Here is a 22571-nt window from a genome sequence, read left to right as displayed (position 1 = left end):
GAGCCGCATGACTGCTGCAGCCTCCGCTCGCCCCTTCACACGGCGCGCCGTCCTGGCGGACGCGCTCGTCGGCCAGCGCACCGTCGTCAAGGACCTCCTGCTCGTCGCCGCCGGCATCACGGTCGTCGCCGCGCTCGCCCAGGTCGAGGTGCCGATGTGGCCGGTGCCGATCACCGGCCAGACGCTCGGCGTCATGCTCGTCGCGGCCACGCTCGGCTTCCGCCGCGGCACGATGGCGATGCTCGGCTACCTCGCGCTGGGCCTCGCCGGCCTGCCGATCTTCGCCACGTTCTCGGGCGGCATCGCCACGATCGGCAAGCCGAGCTTCGGGTTCATCATCGGCTTCGTCGCCACCGCCGCGGTCGTCGGCTGGCTCGCCGAGCGCCGCTGGGACCGTCAACCGCTGCTCGCGGTGGCGCTGTTCGGTGCTGCCTCGCTCATCCCCTTCGCCTTCGGCATCCCCTACATGGCGGCGGTGCTCGCCGCGCTCGGCACCCCCGTCGACCTCCTGGGCGCCCTCGGCCTCGGCTTCGTGCCGTTCATCGTCGGCGGGCTCGTGAAGTGGGCGATCGCCGCCGCGATCATGCCCGGCGCCTGGTTCGTCCACCGGAACCGCGCCGCGATCGCCGCGTGGCTGCGTCGAGCCGTGGCAGCCATGCGTCGGTTCTTCGGCGGCCGCACGGCCTGATCCCCCGATCCGACGGAGGCCCGCACCAGCACGGTGCGGGCCTCCGTCGTCGTCGGCGAGGATGGACGCATGGGCCGGGTGACGCTGCAGACCATCGCCGACGAGGTGGGCGTGAGCCGCATGACGGTCTCGAACGCCTTCTCGCGGCCCGACCAGCTGAGCGCCGAGCTGCGCGAGCGCGTGCTGGCCGCCGCCGAGCGGCTCGGCTACGCCGGTCCCGACGCGGCCGCGCGCGCGCTCACACGAGGCCGCACGGGCGTCATCGGCATGCTCCTCGACACCTCGCCCTTCGACGCCTTCGTCGACGAGGCCGCCGTGGGGTTCGTGCGCGCCGCCGCCGCGGGGCTCGCGGAGGCCGGCTACTCGCTCGTGCTGCTGCACGCGAACCGCGAGGGCGAGATCGTGCCGACGCGCGACGTCGCGATGGACGGCGCGATCGTCTACTCGTGCGCGCCGCAGTCGGAGGGCGTCGCCGACCTGCGCCGCCGCCGCCTGCCGATCGTGCGCGTCGAGGGGCTCCCGATCGACGGCGTCGCGAGCGTCGCGATCGACGACGAGGGCGGCGCCCGGGCGGCCGCCGAGCACCTGCTCGCGCTCGGCCACCGCGACATCGCGATCGTCGCGGCAGGCATCGAGGCCGATGGCGCGCCGCTGCACGAGCCGCCCGCCTCCGACTGGTCGATGACGCGCGGCCGGCTCCGGGGCTGGTACGCCGCGCTCGAGCGCGCCGACGTCGTGCCCCGCATCGTCGCCACGGGGCGGACCGCCGCGGACGCCGCGGCCCGCGCCGGCATCCGCGACCTGCTCGAGGCGCCGCCGACGGCGGTGCTGTGCTGGTCGGACCTCGCGGCCGTCGAGGTGCTCGCCGCGGCGCGGGAGACGGGCCTGCGGGTGCCGGAGGACCTCTCGGTCGTCGGCTTCGACGACGTGCCGATGGCGTCGCGGGTGACGCCGCAGCTCACGACCGTCCGGCAGGACCTCGACGCGAAGGGCGCCGCCGCCGTCGGCGCGCTCCTGGCGATGCTCGCGGGTCAGCGTCCGGAGCCGCTCGCGCCGCTCGCGACGCGGCTCGTCGTGCGCGGCAGCGCCGCCCCGCCGCGCTCGGAGGATCCGCGTGGGCGCCCGGGTGCAGGATTGCCTGGGCGCCCGACCGCGACGCCGGGATCGGAGCCGTCATGACCGCAGGGCCGAGCCGCGCAGAGCCGAGCCGCGCAGGGCAGAGCGACGGAGCGACGGGCGACCGCGACTCCCGCATCGACCGGCCCTGGCCCGCGCTCTGGTCGCTCGTCCTCGGCTTCTTCATGATCCTCGTCGACTCGACGATCGTCACGATCGCGACGCCCGCGCTCATGCGCTCCTTCGACGCCGACGTCACGAGCGTCGTGTGGGTCACGAGCGCCTACCTGCTCGCCTACGCGACGCCGCTGCTCGTCACCGGCCGGCTCGGCGACCGCTTCGGGCCGAAGCCCGTGTACCTGACCGGGCTCGCGATCTTCACGCTCGCCTCGCTCGCCTGCGGGCTCGCCCCCACGATCGAGGCGCTCATCGTCGCCCGCGTGGTGCAGGGCCTCGGCGCCGCGCTCATGACGCCGCAGACCATGTCGGTCATCACCCGCACCTTCGCGCCCGACCGGCGCGGCGCCGCCCTGGGCCTCTGGGGCGGCATCGCCGGCCTCGCGACGCTCGTCGGGCCGCTCGTCGGCGGCCTCCTCATCGACGGCGTCGGCTGGTCGTGGATCTTCTTCATCAACGTGCCCGTGGGGGTCGTCGGCTTCGTGCTGGTCGTGCGCACGGTGCCGCGCCTGCCCGTGCGGGTGCATCGCTTCGACGTCCTGGGCGTCGCGCTCTCGTCCGCGGGCATGCTCGCGCTCGTCTTCGGCGTGCAGGAGGCGGGCCGCTCGGGCCTCGGCGTGCTGTGGCTCGCTGCAGCGGGCGTCGCGCTCCTCGCGGGCTTCGTGCTCTGGCAGGCGCGCACGGCGGGCGAGCCGCTGCTGCCGCTCGGCCTCTTCCGCGACCGCAACTTCACGCTCGGGTCGATCGCGATCTCGGCGGTGGGCTTCGCCATCACCGCGCAGGGCGTGCCGCTCTTCCTCTACCTCCAGACGGCCCGCGGCCTCGGCACGACCGAGGCGGCGCTCCTGCTGCTGCCGATGGCGATCCTCGCCGGCGTCCTCTCGCCGCTCGTCGGGCGTGCGCTGCAGGGGCGCGACGCCAAGCGCTTCGCGGCCTTCGGCATCGCATCGGTCGCCGGCGCGCTCGTCTGGTACGCCGCCTGGATGCGCCCCGAGGTCGACGTGCTCTGGCTGCTGCTGCCCTCCGCGCTGCTCGGGGTCGGCAACGCCTTCATGTGGGGGCCGATCTCGGTCACCACCACGCGCAACCTGCCGCTCGAGTCGGCGGGCGCCGGATCCGGCGTCTACAACGCCATGCGCCAGGTGGGCGCGGTGATCGGCGCCGCCTCGGTCGCGGCGATGATGACGGCGCGCCTCACGGCAGAGCTCGGCGGGCCGCCTACGGCCGAGCAGGAGTCGGGCTCGGGCGGGCTGCCCGAGCAGTTCGTCGGCCCCTTCGCGGCGGCGATGGGCCAGTCGATCCTGCTGCCCGCCGCGGTGCTCGTCGTCCCTGTGGTCGCCGCCCTGTGCTTCGCGCCGCCGAGGCCCCAGCCGCAGCGGCACGCCGCGAGCGCGCCCGCGCGCGGCGCCGTCGCCGACGACTAGCGGCCGGCCGGGCCGATGCGCGGATCCGGCAGCAGCGTCTCGACCCCCGGCTTCCGCCGCGCGCGCGCCCAGACGACGAACCCCCACACGGTGAACGCGCCGTAGAAGGCGTACATCGTGGCCGTCGCCCAGTAGCCGGCCGAGAGCAGCAGGGGCACGCCCACGACGTCGACGAGCACCCAGATGAGCCAGAACTCCGTCCACCCCCGCGCCATGCCGTACGTGGCGAGCAGGGAGCCGACGAAGGTCCACGCGTCGGCCCACACCGGCTCGTACGACCCGAGCGCCGAGAACAGCGGGGTGAGCGCCACGGTGCCGACCACGAGCGCGACCGCGAGGCCCGCGCGCTGCGGCCAGGTCGCCCAGCGCGGCACGATCTGGCCCTGCGCGGCGCGCGCCTGCCGCCAGCGCACCCAGCCGTAGATCGCGACGGCGATGAACATGACCTGGCGGCCCGCCTGGCCGAGCAGCGCGGGCAGGGTGTGGCTCGGATCGAGCAGGGCGCCCAGGAACACCGTGAGCAGCAGCAGGTTGCCGACGATGCCGACCGGCCACGCCCAGACGCGCCGCAGCATGCCGCCGACGGCGCTCGCGAGCCCGAAGGCGTTGCCGACCACCTCGCGCAGCAGCAGCTCCTGGCCGCCGCCCACGGGGATCGTGGCGCCGTAGATCGCCGAGAGCCAGTCGAGGTCCATGGCACCAGGGTAGGTCCGCGGGGGCGCGCCGCAGCGCGTACCGTTGAGGCATGACCGACGCCCCATCCCCCGCCGCCGACGACACGGCCGAGCGCACGACGTTCGCCGACCTCGGCCTCCCCGCAGGCATCCTCGCCGCGCTCGACGACGTCGGCTACGAGACGCCCTCCGCCATCCAGGCGCAGACCATCCCGCCGCTCCTCGCGGGCCGCGACATCATCGGCCTCGCGCAGACCGGCACCGGCAAGACCGCCGCGTTCGCGCTGCCCGTGCTCGCCGCGATCGACGTCGAGCGCCGCGAGCCGCAGGCGCTCGTGCTCACCCCCACGCGCGAGCTCGCCGTGCAGGTCTGCGAGGCATTCGAGCGCTATGCGGCGCACCTCGGCGGCGTGCACGTGCTGCCGATCTACGGCGGCCAGGGCTACGGCGTGCAGCTCTCGGCGCTCCGCCGGGGCGTCCACGTCGTCGTCGGCACGCCCGGCCGCATCATGGACCACCTCGCCAAGGGCACGCTCGACCTGTCCGGCCTCACGCACGTCGTGCTCGACGAGGCCGACGAGATGCTGCGGATGGGCTTCGCCGAGGACGTCGACGAGATCCTCCAGCAGACGCCCGAGGACAAGCAGGTCGCGCTCTTCAGCGCGACGATGCCGCGGCAGATCCGCGCCATCTCGCAGCAGCACCTGCGCGAGCCCGCGGAGATCACGGTGAAGGGCGGCGCGCAGACCTCCCCGAGCATCACCCAGCGCGCCCTCATGGTCTCGTACCAGCAGAAGCTCGAGGCCCTGACGCGCGTGCTCGAGGTGGAGCCCTTCGAGGCCGCCATCGTCTTCACGCGCACCCGCAACGAGACCGAGACGGTCGCCGAGCGCCTCCGCGCGCGCGGCTACGCGGCCGCGGCCATCTCGGGCGACATCGCCCAGCCGCAGCGCGAGAAGACGATCGAGCAGCTGCGCGGCGGCGGCCTCGACGTGCTCGTCGCCACCGACGTCGCCGCGCGCGGCCTCGACGTCGAGCGCATCAGCCACGTCATCAACTACGACCTGCCGATCGACACCGAGTCGTACGTGCACCGCATCGGCCGCACGGGCCGCGCGGGCCGCACGGGCGACGCGATCAGCTTCGTCACCGCGCGCGAGCGCCGGATGCTCGGCGCCATCGAGAAGGCGACGCGCGCGACGGTCGCCGTCATGCCGATGCCGAGCGCCGGCGAGGTCAACGCGACGCGCCTGACGCGCTTCGACGACGCCATCACCGCGGCGCTCGGCGAGAGCGACCGGATCGAGCGCTTCCGCGAGATCATCGCCCACTACGTCGAGCACCACGACGCCCCGCAGGAGGACGTCGCCGCGGCGCTCGCAGTCGTCGCCCAGGGCGACACGCCGCTGCTGCTCGACGAGGCCTCCGACCGCGTGCTGCAGCCGCCGCGCGAGCGTGCCGAGCGCACGCCGCGCGGGGACGATCGCGAGCGGCCCGAGCGCGGCCAGCGCCGCGGCCCCTCGGACGCCACGACCTACCGCCTCGCGGTCGGCAGCAAGCGCGGCGTCGAGCCCCGCCAGATCGTCGGCGCGCTCGCCAACGAGGGCGGCCTCGGCCGCGACGACTTCGGCCGCATCACCATCCGCTACGACTTCACGCTCGTCGAGCTGCCCGAGCTCGACGAGGGCCAGCTGCAGCGCCTCGGCCAGACCCGCATCCTCGGCGTGCCGATCGACATCCGCGTCGACACGGGGCGTCGCGAGCGCTCGGAGCGCGGCGACCGGAGCGACCGGGGCGACCGTCGGGACCGCGATGAGCGCCGACCGCGCCGCGACCGCGAGGACCGGCCGGGCGACGATCGCGGCGAGGGGCGCCCGCCTCGGAAGCCCCGCCACGCGCGCGGCCGCTGAGCGACCGCACCGCTGACCGTCGCGCCGCGAGGGCCGAGGCTTGACCTCCGGCTCGCGCGGCGCGATCGTCATGCCATGAGCCTCTACATCACCTGCCCGGTCGAGAGCGTCGAGCGCTCCACCGCGTTCTACACCGCCCTCGGCTGGACGCTCGAGCCCGAGATGTCGGGACCCGAGGCGTCCTGCTTCGTCATCGCGCCCGACCAGCACCTCATGCTCGCGAGCCGCGCGATGTACGCGCGCGTCGGCGGCCTCGAGTCGCTCGTCGGCGGTCCCGACACGCCCTCGAAGGTGACCGTGTCGTTCGACCTCGGCAGCCGCGAGGAGGTCGACGCGCTCGTCGAGCGGGCGCGCGAGGCGGGCGGGCGCATCGGGGACACCGACGAGTACCCGTCGATGTACCAGCGCCAGTTCGACGACCCCGACGGCTACCACTGGTCGCCGTTCTGCATCGCGCAGGACGGCACCGACGCCTGAGGCGCTCCGCGTCGGCGCGTGCCCGGCGCGGCGCGGCCGCGCTCCCGCCTAGGCTGGAGGGATGCACGAGCAGCCCGCGCGACGCCCCGCGCCGCACCCCGAGCCGCGCCGACGCGCGAGCCTCGAGGTGCTGCGGGCCGAGGCCGCCGACGAGCGCTCGGTGCTCGTCGAGGAGCGGCTGCGCGCGGGCGAGGATCCCTGGACGTTCATGTCGGAGCTCCCCACGGTCGACGAGGTCGTCGTGCTGCTGCTGCGCGCCGAGCGCATCCTGCCGCCCGGCGCCGTGCGGCCCGACGAGGACGTCAGCGACGCGGTCCTCCGCCGCATCGTCGACGACTACCCGCAGCTCGCGACCACGGTCTGGTCGATGCTCTCGGCCGCCGAGCCCGAGCGCGCCTGGTCGCCGAGGGTGCGGCGCGCGGCCCGCTGACGCGGAGCACGACGAAGGGGACGACCGCGGTGGTCGTCCCCTTCGTGTCGAGGTGGTCGGATGGTGAAACCCAGCTCGCTCGCGCTCGCGACGGCGCTCGGCTCGACGGTCCACTGGACTGTCGAGCCGATCTGACCCTCGGTCAGATCGTGAAGCCCAACGCCCTCATCATCTCGCGGCCGTCCTCCGTGATCCGCTCCGGGCCCCACGGCGGCATCCACACCCAGTTGATGCGGAACTGCTCGACGTGGCCGTCGAGCTTCTCGGCGATCTCGGTCTCGATCACGTCGGTCAGCGGGCAGCCCGCCGAGGTCAGCGTCATCGAGATGACGAGCGCGTCCTGCTCGTCGTCCCACGCCAGGTCGTAGACCAGGCCGAGGTCGACGATGTTGACGTCGAGCTCGGGGTCGACGACGTCCTTCAGCGCCTCGGTGAGCTGGTCGAACTTGGCCGCATCGACCTCGACGAGGGCCATCAGACGCCTGCCGTGAGGTAGCGGTCGTAGCCCTCGGCCTCGAGGCGCTCGGCGAGCTCCGGGCCGCCCTGCTCGGCGACGCGGCCGTTCACGAACACGTGCACGTGGTCGGGCTGGATGTAGCGCAGGATGCGCGTGTAGTGCGTGATGAGCAGGACGCCGAGCTGCGTCTCGCCCTTGATGCGGTTCACGCCCTCGGAGACGATGCGGAGCGCGTCGACGTCGAGGCCCGAGTCGGTCTCGTCGAGCACCGCGAAGCGCGGGCGCAGCAGCTCCATCTGCAGGATCTCGTGGCGCTTCTTCTCGCCGCCCGAGAAGCCCTCGTTGACGTTGCGCTCGCCGAACGACGGGTCCATGCGCAGCGCCTCCATCGCGGAGCGCACGTCGCCGATCCACTCGCGCACGCGGGGCGCCTCGCCCGAGACCGCGGTCTTCGCGGTGCGCAGGAAGTTCGACACCGTGACGCCCGGGATCTCCACCGGGTACTGCATCGCGAGGAACAGGCCCGCGCGGGCGCGCTCGTCGACGCTCATCGCGAGCACGTCCTCGCCGTCGAGGGTGATCGAGCCGCCGTCGACGGTGTAGCGCGGGTGGCCCGCGATCGTGTACGCCAGCGTCGACTTGCCCGAGCCGTTCGGGCCCATGACGGCGTGGATCTCGTCCGAGTCGATGCGCAGGTCGACGCCCCGCAGGATGTCCTTCTTGCCCTGCTCGGTCTCGATCGAGACCCGCAGGTCCTTGATCTCCAGCACGCTCATCGCGCTTCCTTCCTCCGCGGCTCGCGCCGCGTCACGTCAGTGGGTTCTGGACGTCGACGAGCACGTCGTCGCCGTCGATGGTCACGGGGAAGACCGGCACCGGCTCGTAGGCCGGCAGGTTCCTCGGCTTGCCCGTCGCGAGCTCGAACTGCGAGCCGTGGGCCCAGCACTCGATGGCGCCGTCCTCGACGAAGCCCTCCGCGAGCGAGATCTCGCCGTGCGTGCAGGTGTCGCCGAGCGCGTGGATCGCGCCCGCGGAGTCCTGCACGACGCACACGGCCACGCCGTCGAGCTCGACCCGCAGGGCCGAGCCCACGCCGACGTCGCCGACGCCGCAGGCGCGCTGAGCGGTCATGCGCCCGCCCGCGACGCGGGGGCCAGCGAGGCGCCGCGTCGCAGCTCCTCCTCGATGGCCGCGGCGAGGCGCTCCTCGACCTCCGGCACGCCGACCTTCTGCACGATCTCCATGAGGAAGCCGATGACGACGAGGCGGCGCGCCTCCTCCTCCTCGATCCCGCGCGACTGCAGGTAGAAGAGCTGCTCGTCGTCGAAGCGACCCGTCGCCGAGGCGTGGCCGGCGCCCGCGATGTCGCCGGTCTCGATCTCGAGGTTCGGGATCGAGTCGGCGCGCGTGCCGTCGGTGAGCACGAGGTTCTGGTTCTTCTCGTACGAGTCGGTGCCCGTGGCGCCCTGGCCGATGAGCACGTCGCCGATCCACACGGAGCGCGCGCCCTCGCCCTGCAGCGCACCCTTGTAGAGCACGTCGCCCTTGGTCGAGACGCCCTCGTGGTGCAGGTACACCTGCGACTCGAGGTGCTGGCCGGAGTCGGCGAACGAGAGGCCGAAGAGCTCGCCCTCCGCGCCCTCGCCCGCGAGGCGCACCGAGGGGTTGACTCGCACGACGCCGCCGCCGAGCGAGGCGACGATGTGGCGCAGGAAGGCGCCCTCGGCCACCACGGCCTGGTGGGCCGAGGCGTGCACCGCGTCGTCCTCCCAGTCCTGCACCGAGACGACCTCGAGGCGCGCGCCGGCGCGCACGATGATCTCGACGTTCTGCGCGTACGCGGCCGAGCCCTCGTGGGCGAGCACGACGGTGCCCGACGAGTGCGGCTGCGCCTCGATGACGATGTGCGCGTTGCCGTGCACGTCGGCGCCGCGGCCCGCGATGCGGATCACGACGGGCGCCTCCACGGCCTCGCCCTCGGGCAGGCGGACGTGCAGCGCGTTCGCGCAGCGCTTCCACGCGATCGCGCTCGCGAGGTCCTCCGGCTGGAAGATCTCGCCGCGCGGCGCGGCCTCGTGGCCCGTCGACTCGACGAGCAGGCCGCGGGCCTCGGCATCGCCGGTGTCGTACGAGAGCGAGCCCTCGCCGTCCTCGGTCTCCTCGTCGACCAGCACCGGCGCCAGGCGGCGCAGGTCGCTGAGCTTCCAGTTGACCTCGCGGCCCGTGGGCTGGCCGAAGTCCTCCGGGTCGAACGACCAGGGGCGCTCCGAGCGCGTCTGGACGGGGACGATCGGGGTCGTGTCGATCACGGTCATCAGCCGACGGATCCTTCCATGCTCATCTCGATGAGCTTGTTGAGCTCGAGCGCGTACTCCATGGGCAGCTCGCGGGCGATCGGCTCGATGAAGCCGCGGACGATCATGGCCATCGCCTCGTCCTCCTCCATGCCGCGCGACATGAGGTAGAAGAGCTGCTCCGCGCTCACCTTCGAGACCGTGGCCTCGTGGCCGAGCACGACGTCGTCGACGCGGATGTCGATCGCCGGGTACGTGTCGGAGCGGGAGATCGTGTCGACGAGCAGGGCGTCGCAGCGCACCGTGTTGGCCGAGTGGTGCGCGTTCGCGTCCACCCGCACCTCGCCGCGGTAGCCCGCGCGGCCGCCGCCGCGGGCGATCGACTTCGAGACGATCGACGACGTCGTGTGCGGCGCCATGTGGATCATCTTCGCGCCGGCGTCCTGGTGCTGGCCGGGGCCCGCGAACGCCACCGAGAGCGTCTCGCCCTTGGCGCGCTCCCCCACGAGGTAGATCGACGGGTACTTCATCGTCACCTTGGAGCCGATGTTGCCGTCGATCCACTCCATCGTCGCGCCCTCCTCGGCGATGGCGCGCTTCGTGACGAGGTTGTAGACGTTGTTCGACCAGTTCTGGATGGTCGTGTAGCGGACGCGGGCGTCCTTCTTCACGATGATCTCGACGACCGCGGAGTGCAGCGAGTCGGACGAGTAGATCGGGGCCGTGCAGCCCTCGATGTAGTGCACGTACGAGCCCTCGTCGGCGATGATGAGCGTGCGCTCGAACTGGCCCATGTTCTCGGTGTTGATGCGGAAGTAGGCCTGCAGGGGGATCTCGACGTGGACGCCCTTGGGCACGTACACGAACGAGCCGCCCGACCACACCGCCGTGTTCAGCGCGGCGAACTTGTTGTCGCCGGCCGGGATGACGGTGCCGAAGTACTCCTCGAAGATCTCGGGGTGCTCCTTGAGCGCCGTGTCGGTGTCCATGAAGATGACGCCCTGCGCCTCCAGGTCCTCCTGGATCTGGTGGTACACGACCTCCGACTCGTACTGCGCGGCGACGCCTGCGACGAGGCGGGCGCGCTCGGCCTCGGGGATGCCGAGGCGGTCGTAGGTGTTGCGGATGTCCTCCGGGAGGTCCTCCCACGACTGCGCCTGGCGCTCCGTGGAGCGCACGAAGTACTTGATGTTGTCGAAGTCGATGCCCGAGAGGTCGGCGCCCCACGTCGGCATGGGCTTCCGGCCGAACAGCTGCAGGCCCTTGAGCCGGCGCTCGAGCATCCACTCGGACTCGCCCTTGAGCTCGGAGATCTCGCGGACCACCTGCTCGCTCAGACCGCGCTTCGCGATCGAGCCGGCCTCGTCGGAGTCGTGCCACCCGAACTCGTACTGCCCCAGGCCCTCGAGCTCGGGACGATCGATCAGGACGTCGGACATCGTCTCCCCCTCTTTCCGCATCGGTCTTCGTCTCAGTGAGAACCCGGCCGCACCACGCGGCATTCCGCCCGGCCCCGAGCGCCCCGCGGCGGGGCCATACTGGATGTGCCGCGCGCACGCCGCGCCGCCTCGGGCGGCGCAGGGGTTCGGAGCCGATGGGCTCGCCCCCGATCCTACCGTGCGCGGCAGAGAGGTGCATCGTGCTGCAGCGCTCGCGGACCTTGGCCGTCGCCGCCTGGGCGACGCTCGTGACGCAGATCCTGATCGTCGGGACCGGCGGCGCCGTCCGGCTCACGGGATCGGGCCTCGGGTGCACCGAGTGGCCCAACTGCACGCCCGAGTCGTTCGTGCCGGTGCCCGAGCAGGGCATCCACGGCGTCATCGAGTTCGGCAACCGCGTCTGGGGCGGCGTCGTCATCGTCGTCGCGCTCGTCATGCTCGTGCTCGCGATCGTCCGCCGCGCGGGCCGCGGCGTCGTGACGCTCGCGGCGCTCGTCGTGGGCCTCACGCTCGCGCAGGCCCTCATCGGCGCCGTGGTGGTCTGGATGCGGCTGCGCCCCGACACCGTCGGCATCCACTTCTTCCTCTCGGTGATCCTCGTCGTGCTCTCGGCGGTGCTCACCTGGAAGGTCGTCGTCGGCCCGAGCGGCCCGCGCGTCGCGCCGCGCTCGCAGACGATCCTCGTGCACGCGATGACCGCGGTCCTCGCGATCGTCATCGTCGTGGGCGTGCTCACCACGGGCTCCGGCCCGCACGCGGGCGACGGCGGCGCCGCCCGCAACGGCCTCGACCCCGCGGTCATGCAGCACGTGCACGCGTGGCCCGGCTACGCGCTCGTCGCGCTGCTCGGCGCGGTGCTCGCCGCCGCGCTCGTGCGCGGCCCGCGTCGGCACCTGCGCCTCGTGCTCGCCATGCTCGCCGTCGTGCTCGTGCAGGTGGCCGTGGGCATCGTGCAGTCGAACCTCGGGCTGCCCATCGCGCTCGTGGGCATCCACATGGTGCTCTCGGTCGTCACCGCCGCGCTCGGCGCGGCGGTCGTGCTCTCGCTGCGGCCGCCGGCCGCCGACGCCCCGGCCGAGGCCGAGGAGCGCGAGGCCGTCGCCGCCTGAGGCCGCCTCCCCCGCGCCGCCGATCCGCTGCGCCGCCCACGGTGGCAGGATCGCACCATGACGCCTCCCGGTGACCCCGCGATCGGCCCCGGCGCGCGCCTCGGCGTGCTCGACATCGGGTCGAACACCGTGCACCTCCTCATCGTCGACGTCGCGCGCGGCGGCCGGCCGGTGCCGACGCGATCGCACAAGGTGACGCTGCGGCTCATGCGCTTCCTCGTCGACGGCGCGATCAGCGCCGAGGGCGTCGACGCGCTGCTCGAGGCGATCGGTGCGTGCACCGCCATCGCGCGGCAGGAGGCGCTCGACGACTTCGTCGTCATCGCCACGAGCGCGATCCGCGAGGCCGAGAACGGCGAGCAGGTCGTCGCGCGCATCGAGCGCGAGGCCGAGGTGTCGCTCGACATCCTCTCCGGCGCCGACGAGGCGAGCCTCACGTTCCTCGCCGTGCGCCGCTGGTTCGGGTGGTCCGCCGGCCGCATCCTGCTCTTCGACATCGGCGGCGGCTCGCTCGAGATCGCGGCGGGCGACGACGAGGTGCCGCGGATCGCCACCTCGGTGCCGCTCGGCGCCGGCCGCTCGACGGTGGGCTTCTTCCACGCCGACCCGCCCTCGGTGGCCGACCAGCGGGCGCTGCGGCTGTACGCGAAGGCGGTGCTCGAGGACGCCGTGGCGGCCGCGAGGCCGGTCGGCAGGCCCGACCACGTCGTCGGCTCGTCGAAGACCATCCGCTCGCTCGCGAAGCTCGCGGGCAACACGATGCCGGGCGTCGGCGGGGCCGACCGCGTGGTGCTGCGCCGCGACCAGCTCGACGACTGGGTGCCGCGGCTCGCGCGGATGGACGCGCCCTCCCGCGCCGCCCTGCCGGGCATCACGCCCGACCGCACGTTCCAGATCGTCGCGGGCGGCATCGTGCTCTCGGAGGCGATGCGTGCCTTCGGCGCGAAGGAGCTCGACGTGAGCCCGTGGGCGCTGCGCGAGGGCCGCCTGCTGCAGATGCTCGACCGGCTCTAGGGCGCGCCGGGAGCCGCGCCTCCCGCGCGCCGCCCCGCGCGGCTCAGAAGGGCAGCAGCGGGTCGACGCCCACCGCCAGGAACACGAGCGTGAGGTACGTGTTCGAGGCGTGGAAGACGCGCATCGCGCGGATCTCGCGGTCCTCGCGGATCGCGCGGCCGTAGAGGGCGTGCGACTCGACGACGAACCAGCCGCCCGCGAGCACCGCGACCGTCGTGTACAGCAGGCCCATGCCCGCCACGGGGATGAGCAGCAGCGTGCACGCGAGCGACGCCCAGGCGTAGAGCACGACCTGCACGCCGACCATCTGGCGCCCGCGCACGACCGCGAGCATCGGCACCTCGGCGGCCGCGTAGTCGCTGCGGTACTTCATCGACAGCGGCCAGTAGTGCGCGGGGGTCCAGAGGAAGACGAGCGTGAAGAGGATCCACGCCGGCCACTCGACCGTGCCCGTGACGCCCGCCCAGCCGATGAGCACGGGGAAGCATCCCGCGATGCCGCCCCAGACGATGTTCTGCTCGGTGCGGCGCTTCAGCAGCAGCGTGTAGACGAAGACGTAGAAGCAGATAGCCGCGACCGAGAACGCCGCGGCGAGCCAGTTGGCGAAGAGGCCGAGCACGAGCGTCGAGACGACAGCGAGGGTCCAGGCGAAGACCGTCGCCTCGGTCACGCTGAGCGCGCCCGTGACGAGCGGCCGCTGCTTCGTGCGGTGCATGACGCGATCGATGTCGCGGTCGATGATCATGTTGAAGGCGTTCGCGCTGCCGGCGCTCAGGAAGCCGCCCAGCAGCGTCGCGACGAGCGCCGGGATCGGCGGCACGCCGCCCGCGGCGAGGAACATCGTCGGCAGCGCCGTGACGAGCAGCAGGCTCGATGACGCGCGGCTTCGTGAGGGCGACGTAGGCGGCGGCCTTCGTGCGGAGGATGGGTCGCCCGGCGGCGGGCGCGACGTGCGCGTCCTGCTGGGTCGCGTGCGACATGGACTCCCGATCTGCGAGGCGTGCGGGCCGCGCTCGGCGGCCGCGACCATCCTATCGCGCCCCTCCGGCCACGGTCCCGCCCCGCGCGTCCGAGGGTGTTCGCGGAGGGCGTGGAGGCCCGCCGCCGCCGCGCCGGGGCGGCATCCATGCGCTCACTATGCTGGTCGGGTCGCAACAGCCCGCACACGCAGCGGCCGCGTGCCGCCCGTCAGAAGGAGCCTCCTTGGCGCTCGAATGGACCAACGACGACCAGCAGGCCGTGGACACCGCGAGGGTGCTCGCGGCCGACGCCGTCGAGAAGGTCGGCAACGGCCACCCCGGCACGGCGATGAGCCTGGCCCCCGTCGCCCACCTCCTGTTCCAGAAGGTGATGGACCGCGACCCCGCCGACGACCAGTGGGTCGGCCGCGACCGCTTCATCCTCTCCGTCGGCCACTCGTCGCTGACGCAGTACATCCAGCTCTACCTCACGGGATCCGGCCTCGAGAAGGCCGACCTCGAGTCGCTCCGCACGTGGGGCTCGAAGACCCCCGGGCACCCGGAGTACCGGCACACGAAGGGCGTCGAGATCACGACGGGCCCGCTCGGCCAGGGCCTCGCCTCGGCCGTCGGCTTCGCCTACGCCCAGCGCTTCGAGCGCCAGCTCTTCGACCCGGCGACCCCCGAGGGCGAGTCGGCGTTCGACCACTTCACCTACGTCATCGCCGGCGACGGCGACCTGCAGGAGGGCGTCACGAGCGAGGCGGGCTCCCTCGCGGGGCACCAGCGCCTCGGCCGCCTCATCGCGATCTACGACGCCAACGAGATCTCGATCGAGGACGACGTCGACATCGCGTTCACCGAGGACGTCAAGGCGCGCTACGAGGCCTACGGCTGGCAGGTGCTCGAGGTCTCCTGGCGCACGCAGGAGGGCTACGTCGAGGACGTCGAGGCGCTCCACGCCGCGATCGAGGCCGGCAAGGGCGAGCTCGAGCGGCCGACGCTGATCATCCTGCGCACCATCATCGGCTGGCCGGCGCCGTCGAAGCAGGGCACGGGCAAGATCCACGGCTCGAAGCTCGGCGGCGAGGAGGTCGCGGCCGTCAAGCAGGTGCTGGGCTTCGACCCGGAGCAGTCGTTCGCGGTCGCCGACTCGGTCGTCGCGTACACGCGCGGCAACGCCGCGTCGCGCGCCGCCGAGGCGCGCGAGGCCTGGCAGGCCCGCTTCGACGCGTGGGCCGCGGCCGAGCCCGAGCGCAAGGCGCTCTTCGACCGCCTGCAGACCGGCGCGCTGCCCGAGGGCATCGAGGACGCGCTGCCGGTCTTCGAGGCGGGCACCGAGGTGTCGACGCGCGCTGCGAGCGGCAAGGTGCTCAACGCGCTCGCCGACGTGCTGCCCGAGCCTGTGGGGCGGCTCCGCCGACCTCGCCGAGTCGAACAACACGACGCTCGAGGGCAAGGGCTCCTTCGTGCCCGGCGACCGCTCGACGAAGGCGTGGCCGCAGGGCTCCTACGCCGGCCGCACGATGCACTTCGGCATCCGCGAGCACGCGATGGCCGCGATCCTCAACGGCATCGTGCTGCACGGCAACACGCGTCCCTACGGCGGCACGTTCCTCATCTTCAGCGACTACCAGCGCCCCGCGCTGCGCCTGGCCGCGCTCATGGGCGTCCACCCCATCCACGTCTGGACGCACGACTCGATCGCGCTCGGCGAGGACGGCCCCACGCACCAGCCCATCGAGCAGCTCGCGACGCTCCGCGCCATCCCCGGCTTCGAGGTCGTCCGCCCGTCGGACGCCAACGAGACCGCGTGGGCGTGGAGGACGATCCTCGAGCGCCGCGACCAGCCGGTCGGCATCGCGCTGACGCGCCAGAACCTGCCGGTGCTCGAGCGCGGCGAGGGCGAGGCCTCGGGCGACGTGCTCGCGCACGCGTCGAACGTCGCCAAGGGCGCCTACGTGCTCGCCGCGACCGAGGGCGCGCCCGACGTCATCCTCATCGCCACGGGCTCCGAGGTGCAGCTGGCGCTCGCCGCCCGCGAGCAGCTCGCCGCCGAGGGCGTGCAGGCCCGGGTGGTCGCCGCGCCGTCGCTCGAGTGGTTCGCCGAGCAGAGCGCCGAGTACCGCGAGTCGGTGCTCCCGGCCGCGGTGCGCGCGCGCGTCTCGGTCGAGGCGGGCTCCGCGCTCACGTGGCAGGGCATCGTCGGCGACGCCGGCCGCACCGTCGCGATCGACCACTTCGGCGCGAGCGCCGACTGGCAGACGCTGTTCCGCGAGTTCGGGTTCACGACGGAGGCCGTCGTCGAGGCCGCGCGCGCATCGATCGAGGCCGCTCGCTGACGCGGGCGACGGAAGCAGGAGGCATCCGCATGACCCAGCACACCGCATCCCCGCACACCCGCGCGCTGTCCGACGCGGGCGTGAGCATCTGGCTCGACGACCTGTCGCGCCAGCGCATCCTCTCGGGCAACCTCGCCGAGCTCATCGAGACCCGCGACGTCGTGGGCGTCACGACGAACCCGACGATCTTCGCGAACGCGCTCGCCAACGGCGAGTCGTACGCGGAGGACGTCAAGGCGCTCGCTGAGCAGGGCGCGAGCGTCGACGAGACGATCACGCACCTCACGACGACCGACGTCGCGAACGCGTGCGACCTCTTCGCGCCGCTCTACGCGTCGACGAAGGGCTTCGACGGCCGCGTCTCGATCGAGGTCGAGCCGGGCCTCGCCCGTGACACCGAGGGCACGATCGCGCAGGCGAAGCAGCTCCATGAGCGCGTCGGCCGCGAGAACGTCCTCATCAAGATCCCCGCGACGCAGGAGGGCCTCGAGGCGATCGCCGCGACGATCGGCGCGGGCATCAGCGTCAACGTGACGCTGATCTTCTCGCTCGACCGCTACCGCGATGTCATCAACGCCTACCTGACGGGCCTCGAGCGCGCGCAGCAGGCCGGCCACGACCTCTCGAGGATCCACTCGGTCGCGTCGTTCTTCGTCTCGCGCGTCGACACCGAGATCGACAAGCGGCTCGACGCGATCGGCACCGACGAGGCCGCGGCGCTGCAGTCGAAGGCGGGGGTCGCGAACGCGCGCCTCGCCTACCGCGTCTGGCAGGAGGCCTTCGGCTCCGAGCGTGCGCAGACGCTCCTCGAGGCCGGGGCCAACACGCAGCGGCCGCTGTGGGCGTCGACGGGCGTCAAGGATCCGTCGCTTCCCGACACGCTCTACGTGACGGAGCTCGTGGCGCCGCAGACGGTCAACACGATGCCCGAGAAGACGCTCGAGGCGGTCGCCGACCACGGCGAGATCCGCGGCGACGCGGTCTCCGGCGCGATCGACGAGGCCGAGGGCGTGCTCGACGCGCTCGAGGCCGTCGGCGTCCCGTACGCCGAGGTCGTGCGCGTGCTCGAGGACGAGGGGCTCGAGAAGTTCGACGCCTCGTGGGCCGAGCTCGTGCAGACGGTGCAGGGCCAGCTGGATGCGGCGGTGGCGCGATGACCTTCACGCTGCACGCGGACGGCCCCGCGCAGGAGGCCATCGACCGCGTCGTGCCGCAGCTCGTGGCCGACGGCGTCGCGGGCCGCATCGTCTCGGGCGACGCCACGCTCTGGGGCGAGGCGGCCGAGCCCGAGGCGTCGATCCGCCTGGGGTGGGTCGAGGCGGCCTCGGTCACCCGCGAGCTGCTGCCCGAGCTCGAGGCGCTCCGCAAGGAGCTCCGCGCCCGGGGCGTCGACCGCATCGCGCTCGCCGGCATGGGCGGCTCGTCGCTCGCGCCCGAGGTCATCACGCGCACCGAGGGCGTGAGCCTCACGGTGCTCGACTCGACGGAGCCCGGCCAGGTGCGCCGCGCGCTCAAGGACCACCTGGCCTCGACGGCGCTCGTCGTCTCGTCGAAGTCGGGCTCGACGCTCGAGACCGACAGCCAGCGCCGCGCCTTCGAGGCCGCGTACCGCGAGGCCGGCATCGACCCGGCCGAGCGCATCGTCGTGGTCACCGACCCCGGCTCCCCGCTCGACGCGGACGCCCGCGCGGCCGGCTACCGCGTCTTCAACGCCGACCCGGACGTCGGCGGCCGCTACTCGGCGCTCACCGCCTTCGGCATCGTGCCCTCGGCCCTCGCGGGCGTCGACGTCGCGGAGCTGCTCGACGAGGCGATCGCGGCGCTGCCTGAGATCAGCGAGGACGCGGACGACAACCCGGGCCTCCGGCTGGCCGCGGTCATCGCGGGCACGATGCCGCTCCGCGACAAGCTCGGCATCGTCACCGACGGCACCCACATCCTGGGCCTCGGCGACTGGGCCGAGCAGCTCATCGCGGAGTCGACGGGCAAGGACGGCGTGGGCATCCTGCCCGTCGTGCTCGAGAAGGACGCCCCCGAGCTGCGCTCCGGCGCCGCCGACGTGCAGGTCGTGCGCCTCGTCGGCTCGCCGCGCGACGCCCGCGAGGTCGCGCCCGGCGAGGTCGAGGTCACCGGCACCCTCGGTGCGCAGCTGCTCGTGTGGGAGTTCGCGACGGCAGTCGCGGGGCGCCTGCTCGGCATCAACCCCTTCGACCAGCCCGACGTGGAGTCGGCGAAGGTCGCCGCCCGCGGCCTCCTCGACGACCTCGCGCCCGAGGCGGCGCCCGAGGCCGTCGACGGCTCGATCGAGGTGCGCGGCACCGCCGAGGTCGCGAAGGCGACCGTGGAGGCCTCGCTCGACGCGCTCCTCGCGGCGCTCGGCGACGACGGCTACGTGGCCGTGCACGCCTACCTCGACCGCATCGGCCAGCCGCGCTTCGAGCGGCTCCGCGCCGCCCTCGCGGCGCGCACGGGCCGACCGGTCACGTTCGGCTGGGGGCCGCGCTTCCTGCACTCGACCGGGCAGTACCACAAGGGCGGCACGCCGAACGGCGTCTTCCTGCAGCTGCTGGGCCGCCCGCACGAGGAGCTCGAGATCCCCGGTCGTCCGTTCACGTTCGGCCAGCTCATCCGCGCGCAGGCCTCGGGCGACGCGAGCGTGCTCGCCGAGCACGGCCGCCCCGTGCTGACGCTGACGCTCGACGACCTCGACGAGGGCCTCGACCGGCTCCTCGCCCTCGCGGCGCGGTGACCGCCGAGCCCGCGACCACCGGGGCCGCTCCGGCGGCCCCGGTGGGGCCGGCGCAGGTCGCTCCTGCGCCCATCGGCCCTGCGCCCGTCGGTCCTGGCGTCAACCCGCTCCGCGACCCCTCCGATCAGCGGCTCACGCGCATCCCCGGTCCGAACGCGATGACGTTCTTCGGCGTCACGGGCGACCTCGCGCGCAAGAAGCTGCTGCCGGCCGTGTACGACCTCGCGAACCGCGGCCTCCTGCCGCCCGGCTTCGGCCTCGTCGGCTTCGGCCGCCGCGACTGGACGCACGAGCAGTTCGCCGACATCGTGCGCGAGGCGGTGCAGCAGCACGCTCGCACGACCTTCCGCGAGTCGGTGTGGCGGCAGCTCTCCGAGGGCATCCGGTTCGTCACGGGCGACTTCGACGACGACGCGGCCTTCGACCGGCTCGCCGAGGTGCTCGCCGAGCTCGACGAGAGCCGCGGCACCATGGGCAACCACGCCTTCTACCTCTCGATCCCGCCGAAGGCCTTCCCGCTCGTCACGCAGCAGCTGAAGCGCTCGGGCCTCGCGAAGGCCGACGGCGACCGCTGGCGGCGCGTCGTGATCGAGAAGCCGTTCGGGCACGACCTCGCCTCGGCGCGCGAGCTCAACGAGGTCGTCGAGTCGGTCTTCCCGCCCGACAGCGTGTTCCGCATCGACCACTACCTAGGCAAGGAGACCGTCCAGAACATCCTCGCCCTGCGCTTCGCGAACGCGCTGTGGGAGCCGATCTGGAACGCGAACCACATCGACCACGTGCAGATCACGATGGCCGAGGACATCGGGGTGGGCGGCCGGGCCGGCTACTACGACGGCATCGGCGCCGCGCGCGACGTCATCCAGAACCACCTGCTGCAGCTCTTCGCCCTCACGGCGATGGAGGAGCCGCTCTCGTTCGACGCCGCCGACCTGCGGCTCGAGAAGGAGAAGGTGCTGCGCGCCGCCCGCGTGCCGGGTCCGCTCGCCGAGTCGACCGCGCGCGGCCAGTACGGCGGCGGCTGGCACGGCGGCTCGTTCGTCAAGGGCTTCCTCGACGAGGACGGCATGCGCCCCGACTCGGCCACCGAGACCTACGCGGCCATCAAGCTCGAGGTCGACACCCGCCGCTGGTCGGGCGTGCCGTTCTACCTCCGGGCCGGCAAGCGCCTCGGCCGCCGCGTGACCGAGATCGCGATCGTCTTCAAGCGCGCATCGCAGTACCTCTTCGACGCCTCGGACCTGCGCACGATGGGCGAGAACGCGCTCGTCATCCGCGTGCAGCCCGACGAGGGCGTCTCGATGCGCTTCGGCTCGAAGGTGCCGGGGCCCGGCATGCACGTGCGCGACGTGACGATGGACTTCGGCTACGGCCACGCCTTCACCGAGGAGAGCCCGGAGGCCTACGAGCGCCTCATCCTCGACGTGCTGCTCGGCGATCCCCCGCTCTTCCCTCGGCACGAGGAGGTCGAGCTCTCGTGGCGCATCCTCGACCCCATCGAGGAGCACTGGGACGCCGCCGGCGGCCCGGTGGAGCAGTACGAGCCCGGCTCGTGGGGGCCGCGGAGCGCCCACGAGCTGCTCGAGCGCGACGGCAGGCACTGGAGGCGCCCGTGATCATCCGACTCAGCCGCACCTCGACCGCCGAGGTCCAGAAGCGCATGCTCGAGATGCGCGACGAGGGCGGCGTCGTCGCGCTCGGCCGCGTGCTCACGCTCGTCGTCCACACGCAGATCGGTGCCGAGGAGGAGGCGATCCGGGCTGCGAACGCCGCCTCGCGCGAGCACCCCATGCGCGTCATCGTCGTCTCGCGGAACCCCGACCACGTGAACGCGGGCGAGGAGCCTCGCCTCGACGCCGAGCTGCGCGTCGGCGCCGACGCGGGCGCGAGCGAGGTCGTGCTGCTGCAGTGCTACGGCGAGCTCGGCAGCCACCTGCTCGGCATCGTGCAGGGCCTGCTGCTGCCGGACGCGCCGGTCGTGGCGTGGTGGCCCTCGTTCATGCCGACGCTCCCCTCGGGCTCGCAGCTCGGGCAGATCGCGCAGCGCCGCATCACCGACTCGGCGAAGCAGCGCGACCCGCGCGCGGCGATCCTCGGCCTCGCGGACTGCTACGCGCCCGGCGACACCGACCTCGCGTGGACGCGGCTCACGAACTGGCGCGCGCACCTCGCGGCCCTCCTCGACCAGCCGCCGTTCGAGCCCGTCGCCTCCGGCAGGGTCTCCGGCGACCTCGGCAACCCATCGACGCACCTCATGGCGGCGTGGCTGCGGCTGCGGCTCGGCATCGACGTGGCGCTCGAGGACGCGGGCGACGCGCCCGTGGGCGCGAGCGGCCTCCACGCCGTCGAGCTGCACCGCGAGAGCGGCCCCTCGTCGCTCACGCGCGTGCGCGACTCCGTCGGCATCCTCGAGCAGCCGGGCCAGCCCGAGCACCACGTCGCGCTCTCGACGCGCGGCCTCGAGGACCAGCTGGCCGAGGAGCTGCGCAAGCTCGATCCCGACGACATGTATCGCCAGGTGCTGCTCGAGATCGCGGAGCTCGCGGCATGAGCGCGCAGCTGCACGTCTCCCCCGATCGCGCCGCGCTCGTCGCGGACGCGGCCGACCGCCTCGTGCGGGCGATCGGCGACGCGATCACGGCGCGCGGGCGCGCCGTCGTCGCCGTGACGGGCGGCACGGTGGGCATCGAGCTGCTCGCCGCGCTCGTCGACCGGCCGGTGGACTGGTCGCACGTGCACGTCACCTGGAGCGACGAGCGCTTCGTCGAGGCTGGCTCCGGTGACCGCAACGCCGTCCAGGCGCGCGAGGCCCTGCTCGATCGGATCCCGATCCCCGCGACCCACGTGCACGAGCTGCCCGCCGCGGGCTCCGGCACGCTCGACCAGGCGGCGCTGCAGGCGACCGCGCTCCTCGAGCACCTGGGCGGCATCGACGTGACGCTGCTCGGCGTCGGCCCCGATGCGCACATCGCGTCGCTCTTCCCCGGCCTGCCTGGCGTCGCGGAGGCCGGCGCGCGCATCATCGCCGTGCGCGACTCCCCCAAGCCGCCGCCCGAGCGGCTGTCGTTCACGCTCGACGCCATCGCGGCCTCCGAGCGCACGTGGCTCGTCGTCGCGGGCGCCGACAAGGCAGAGGCCGTGCGGCTCGCGCTGAGCGATGCCGCGCCGTCGGAGGCACCCGTGGCGCACGCGCGAGGCCGAGTCGAGACGCTCCTGCTCGCCGACGCGGACGCCGCCTCGCTCGTCGCCTGACGCGCCCGCACCACGACGCAGCGGCCGCCCTCCCGAGGAGGACGGCCGCTGCGTCGTGGT

The 22571-nt window shown here is 73.4% G+C and carries 19 protein-coding genes and 2 pseudogenes; 14 read left to right on the top strand and 7 right to left on the bottom strand.

The genetic code is table 11. The annotated features are described in order from the left end of the window. Nucleotides 1–7 precede the first annotated feature (7 nt). The 3 genes from OVA14_RS11510 to OVA14_RS11500 all read left to right on the top strand — a co-directional run bounded on the left by OVA14_RS11510 (nucleotide 8) and on the right by OVA14_RS11500 (nucleotide 3405). Nucleotides 8–688, top strand: coding sequence for a biotin transporter BioY (locus tag OVA14_RS11510; protein WP_267503981.1), 681 nt, complete (start codon nucleotides 8–10; stop codon nucleotides 686–688). Between the two features lie 69 nt (nucleotides 689–757). After that, nucleotides 758–1867, top strand: a complete 1110-nt coding sequence (locus tag OVA14_RS11505; protein ID WP_267503980.1) for a LacI family DNA-binding transcriptional regulator — start codon at nucleotides 758–760, stop codon at nucleotides 1865–1867. Continuing rightward, nucleotides 1864–3405, top strand: a complete 1542-nt coding sequence (locus tag OVA14_RS11500) for a DHA2 family efflux MFS transporter permease subunit (protein ID WP_267503979.1) — start codon at nucleotides 1864–1866, stop codon at nucleotides 3403–3405. The genes OVA14_RS11505 and OVA14_RS11500 overlap by 4 nt, the downstream gene beginning before the upstream one ends. On the opposite strand, the gene pnuC is transcribed toward OVA14_RS11500, so the two are convergent. Beyond that, nucleotides 3402–4100: a nicotinamide riboside transporter PnuC gene (pnuC, locus tag OVA14_RS11495; protein ID WP_267503978.1), complete on the bottom strand. Its 699-nt coding sequence runs from the start codon at nucleotides 4098–4100 to the stop codon at nucleotides 3402–3404. The genes OVA14_RS11500 and pnuC overlap by 4 nt on opposite strands. A 50-nt stretch (nucleotides 4101–4150) precedes the next feature. On the opposite strand from pnuC, the gene OVA14_RS11490 reads away from it, so the two are divergent. From OVA14_RS11490 to OVA14_RS11480, 3 genes are all read left to right on the top strand, one after another. Continuing rightward, nucleotides 4151–5989: a DEAD/DEAH box helicase gene (locus OVA14_RS11490; RefSeq protein ID WP_267503977.1), complete on the top strand. Its 1839-nt coding sequence runs from the start codon at nucleotides 4151–4153 to the stop codon at nucleotides 5987–5989. Nucleotides 5990–6064: 75 nt separating this feature from the next. After that, nucleotides 6065–6466 (top strand): VOC family protein, encoded by a 402-nt coding sequence (locus tag OVA14_RS11485; RefSeq protein WP_267503976.1) that lies wholly within the window; start codon nucleotides 6065–6067, stop codon nucleotides 6464–6466. Nucleotides 6467–6527: 61 nt separating this feature from the next. Continuing rightward, nucleotides 6528–6896 (top strand): tryptophan synthase subunit alpha, encoded by a 369-nt coding sequence (locus OVA14_RS11480; protein WP_267503975.1) that lies wholly within the window; start codon nucleotides 6528–6530, stop codon nucleotides 6894–6896. A 142-nt stretch (nucleotides 6897–7038) separates the two neighbouring features. On the opposite strand, the gene OVA14_RS11475 is transcribed toward OVA14_RS11480, so the two are convergent. The 5 genes from OVA14_RS11475 to sufB are packed head-to-tail and all read right to left on the bottom strand — an operon-like array spanning nucleotide 7039 to nucleotide 11086. Next, a complete protein-coding gene (locus OVA14_RS11475) occupies nucleotides 7039–7371 on the bottom strand; it encodes a metal-sulfur cluster assembly factor (protein WP_267503974.1) in 333 nt (110 codons plus the stop codon). Further along, entirely contained in the window at nucleotides 7371–8129 is a 759-nt protein-coding gene (sufC, locus tag OVA14_RS11470) for a Fe-S cluster assembly ATPase SufC (protein WP_267503973.1), read from the bottom strand. Before sufC ends, OVA14_RS11475 begins: the two co-directional genes overlap by 1 nt. Nucleotides 8130–8160: 31 nt before the next feature. After that, nucleotides 8161–8484 (bottom strand): non-heme iron oxygenase ferredoxin subunit, encoded by a 324-nt coding sequence (locus tag OVA14_RS11465; RefSeq protein ID WP_267503972.1) that lies wholly within the window; start codon nucleotides 8482–8484, stop codon nucleotides 8161–8163. Then, entirely contained in the window at nucleotides 8481–9668 is a 1188-nt protein-coding gene (gene sufD / locus OVA14_RS11460) for a Fe-S cluster assembly protein SufD (protein ID WP_267503971.1), read from the bottom strand. Before sufD ends, OVA14_RS11465 begins: the two co-directional genes overlap by 4 nt. Next, a complete protein-coding gene (gene sufB / locus OVA14_RS11455) occupies nucleotides 9668–11086 on the bottom strand; it encodes a Fe-S cluster assembly protein SufB (RefSeq protein ID WP_267503970.1) in 1419 nt (472 codons plus the stop codon). Before sufB ends, sufD begins: the two co-directional genes overlap by 1 nt. 155 nt (nucleotides 11087–11241) lie before the next feature. Here sufB and OVA14_RS11450 point away from each other — a divergent pair, with 155 nt between their 5' ends. Continuing rightward, a complete protein-coding gene (locus OVA14_RS11450; protein ID WP_267503969.1) occupies nucleotides 11242–12195 on the top strand; it encodes a COX15/CtaA family protein in 954 nt (317 codons plus the stop codon). Between the two features lie 57 nt (nucleotides 12196–12252). Next, entirely contained in the window at nucleotides 12253–13209 is a 957-nt protein-coding gene (locus OVA14_RS11445; protein WP_267503968.1) for a Ppx/GppA phosphatase family protein, read from the top strand. Between the two features lie 43 nt (nucleotides 13210–13252). Here OVA14_RS11445 and OVA14_RS11440 read toward each other — a convergent pair. Beyond that, nucleotides 13253–14189: pseudogene (locus OVA14_RS11440) on the bottom strand (heme o synthase). 157 nt (nucleotides 14190–14346) lie between these two features. Here OVA14_RS11440 and tkt point away from each other — a divergent pair. The 6 genes and pseudogenes from tkt to pgl all read left to right on the top strand — a co-directional run bounded on the left by tkt (nucleotide 14347) and on the right by pgl (nucleotide 22511). Then, nucleotides 14347–16510, top strand: a pseudogene (gene tkt / locus OVA14_RS11435) (transketolase). A gap of 29 nt (nucleotides 16511–16539) precedes the next feature. After that, nucleotides 16540–17667, top strand: coding sequence for a transaldolase (tal, locus tag OVA14_RS11430; protein WP_267503967.1), 1128 nt, complete (start codon nucleotides 16540–16542; stop codon nucleotides 17665–17667). Beyond that, on the top strand, nucleotides 17664–19259 hold the full coding sequence (locus tag OVA14_RS11425) for a glucose-6-phosphate isomerase (RefSeq protein WP_267503966.1): 1596 nt from the start codon (nucleotides 17664–17666) through the stop codon (nucleotides 19257–19259). Before tal ends, OVA14_RS11425 begins: the two co-directional genes overlap by 4 nt. A 71-nt stretch (nucleotides 19260–19330) precedes the next feature. After that, nucleotides 19331–20875, top strand: coding sequence for a glucose-6-phosphate dehydrogenase (gene zwf, locus OVA14_RS11420; protein WP_267505583.1), 1545 nt, complete (start codon nucleotides 19331–19333; stop codon nucleotides 20873–20875). Next, nucleotides 20872–21810 carry a glucose-6-phosphate dehydrogenase assembly protein OpcA gene (locus OVA14_RS11415; RefSeq protein WP_267503965.1) on the top strand — a complete coding sequence of 313 codons (939 nt, stop codon included), beginning with the start codon at nucleotides 20872–20874 and terminating at the stop codon, nucleotides 21808–21810. The genes zwf and OVA14_RS11415 overlap by 4 nt, the downstream gene beginning before the upstream one ends. Continuing rightward, nucleotides 21807–22511, top strand: a complete 705-nt coding sequence (pgl, locus tag OVA14_RS11410) for a 6-phosphogluconolactonase (RefSeq protein ID WP_267503964.1) — start codon at nucleotides 21807–21809, stop codon at nucleotides 22509–22511. Before OVA14_RS11415 ends, pgl begins: the two co-directional genes overlap by 4 nt. Nucleotides 22512–22571: the final 60 nt, after the last annotated feature.

The organism is Agrococcus sp. SL85, from assembly GCF_026625845.1.
Classification (GTDB): Bacteria; Actinomycetota; Actinomycetes; order Actinomycetales; family Microbacteriaceae; genus Agrococcus.
Note: the sequence above shows the minus strand (reverse complement) of the source record. Positions and strands in the feature narration are given on the sequence as shown.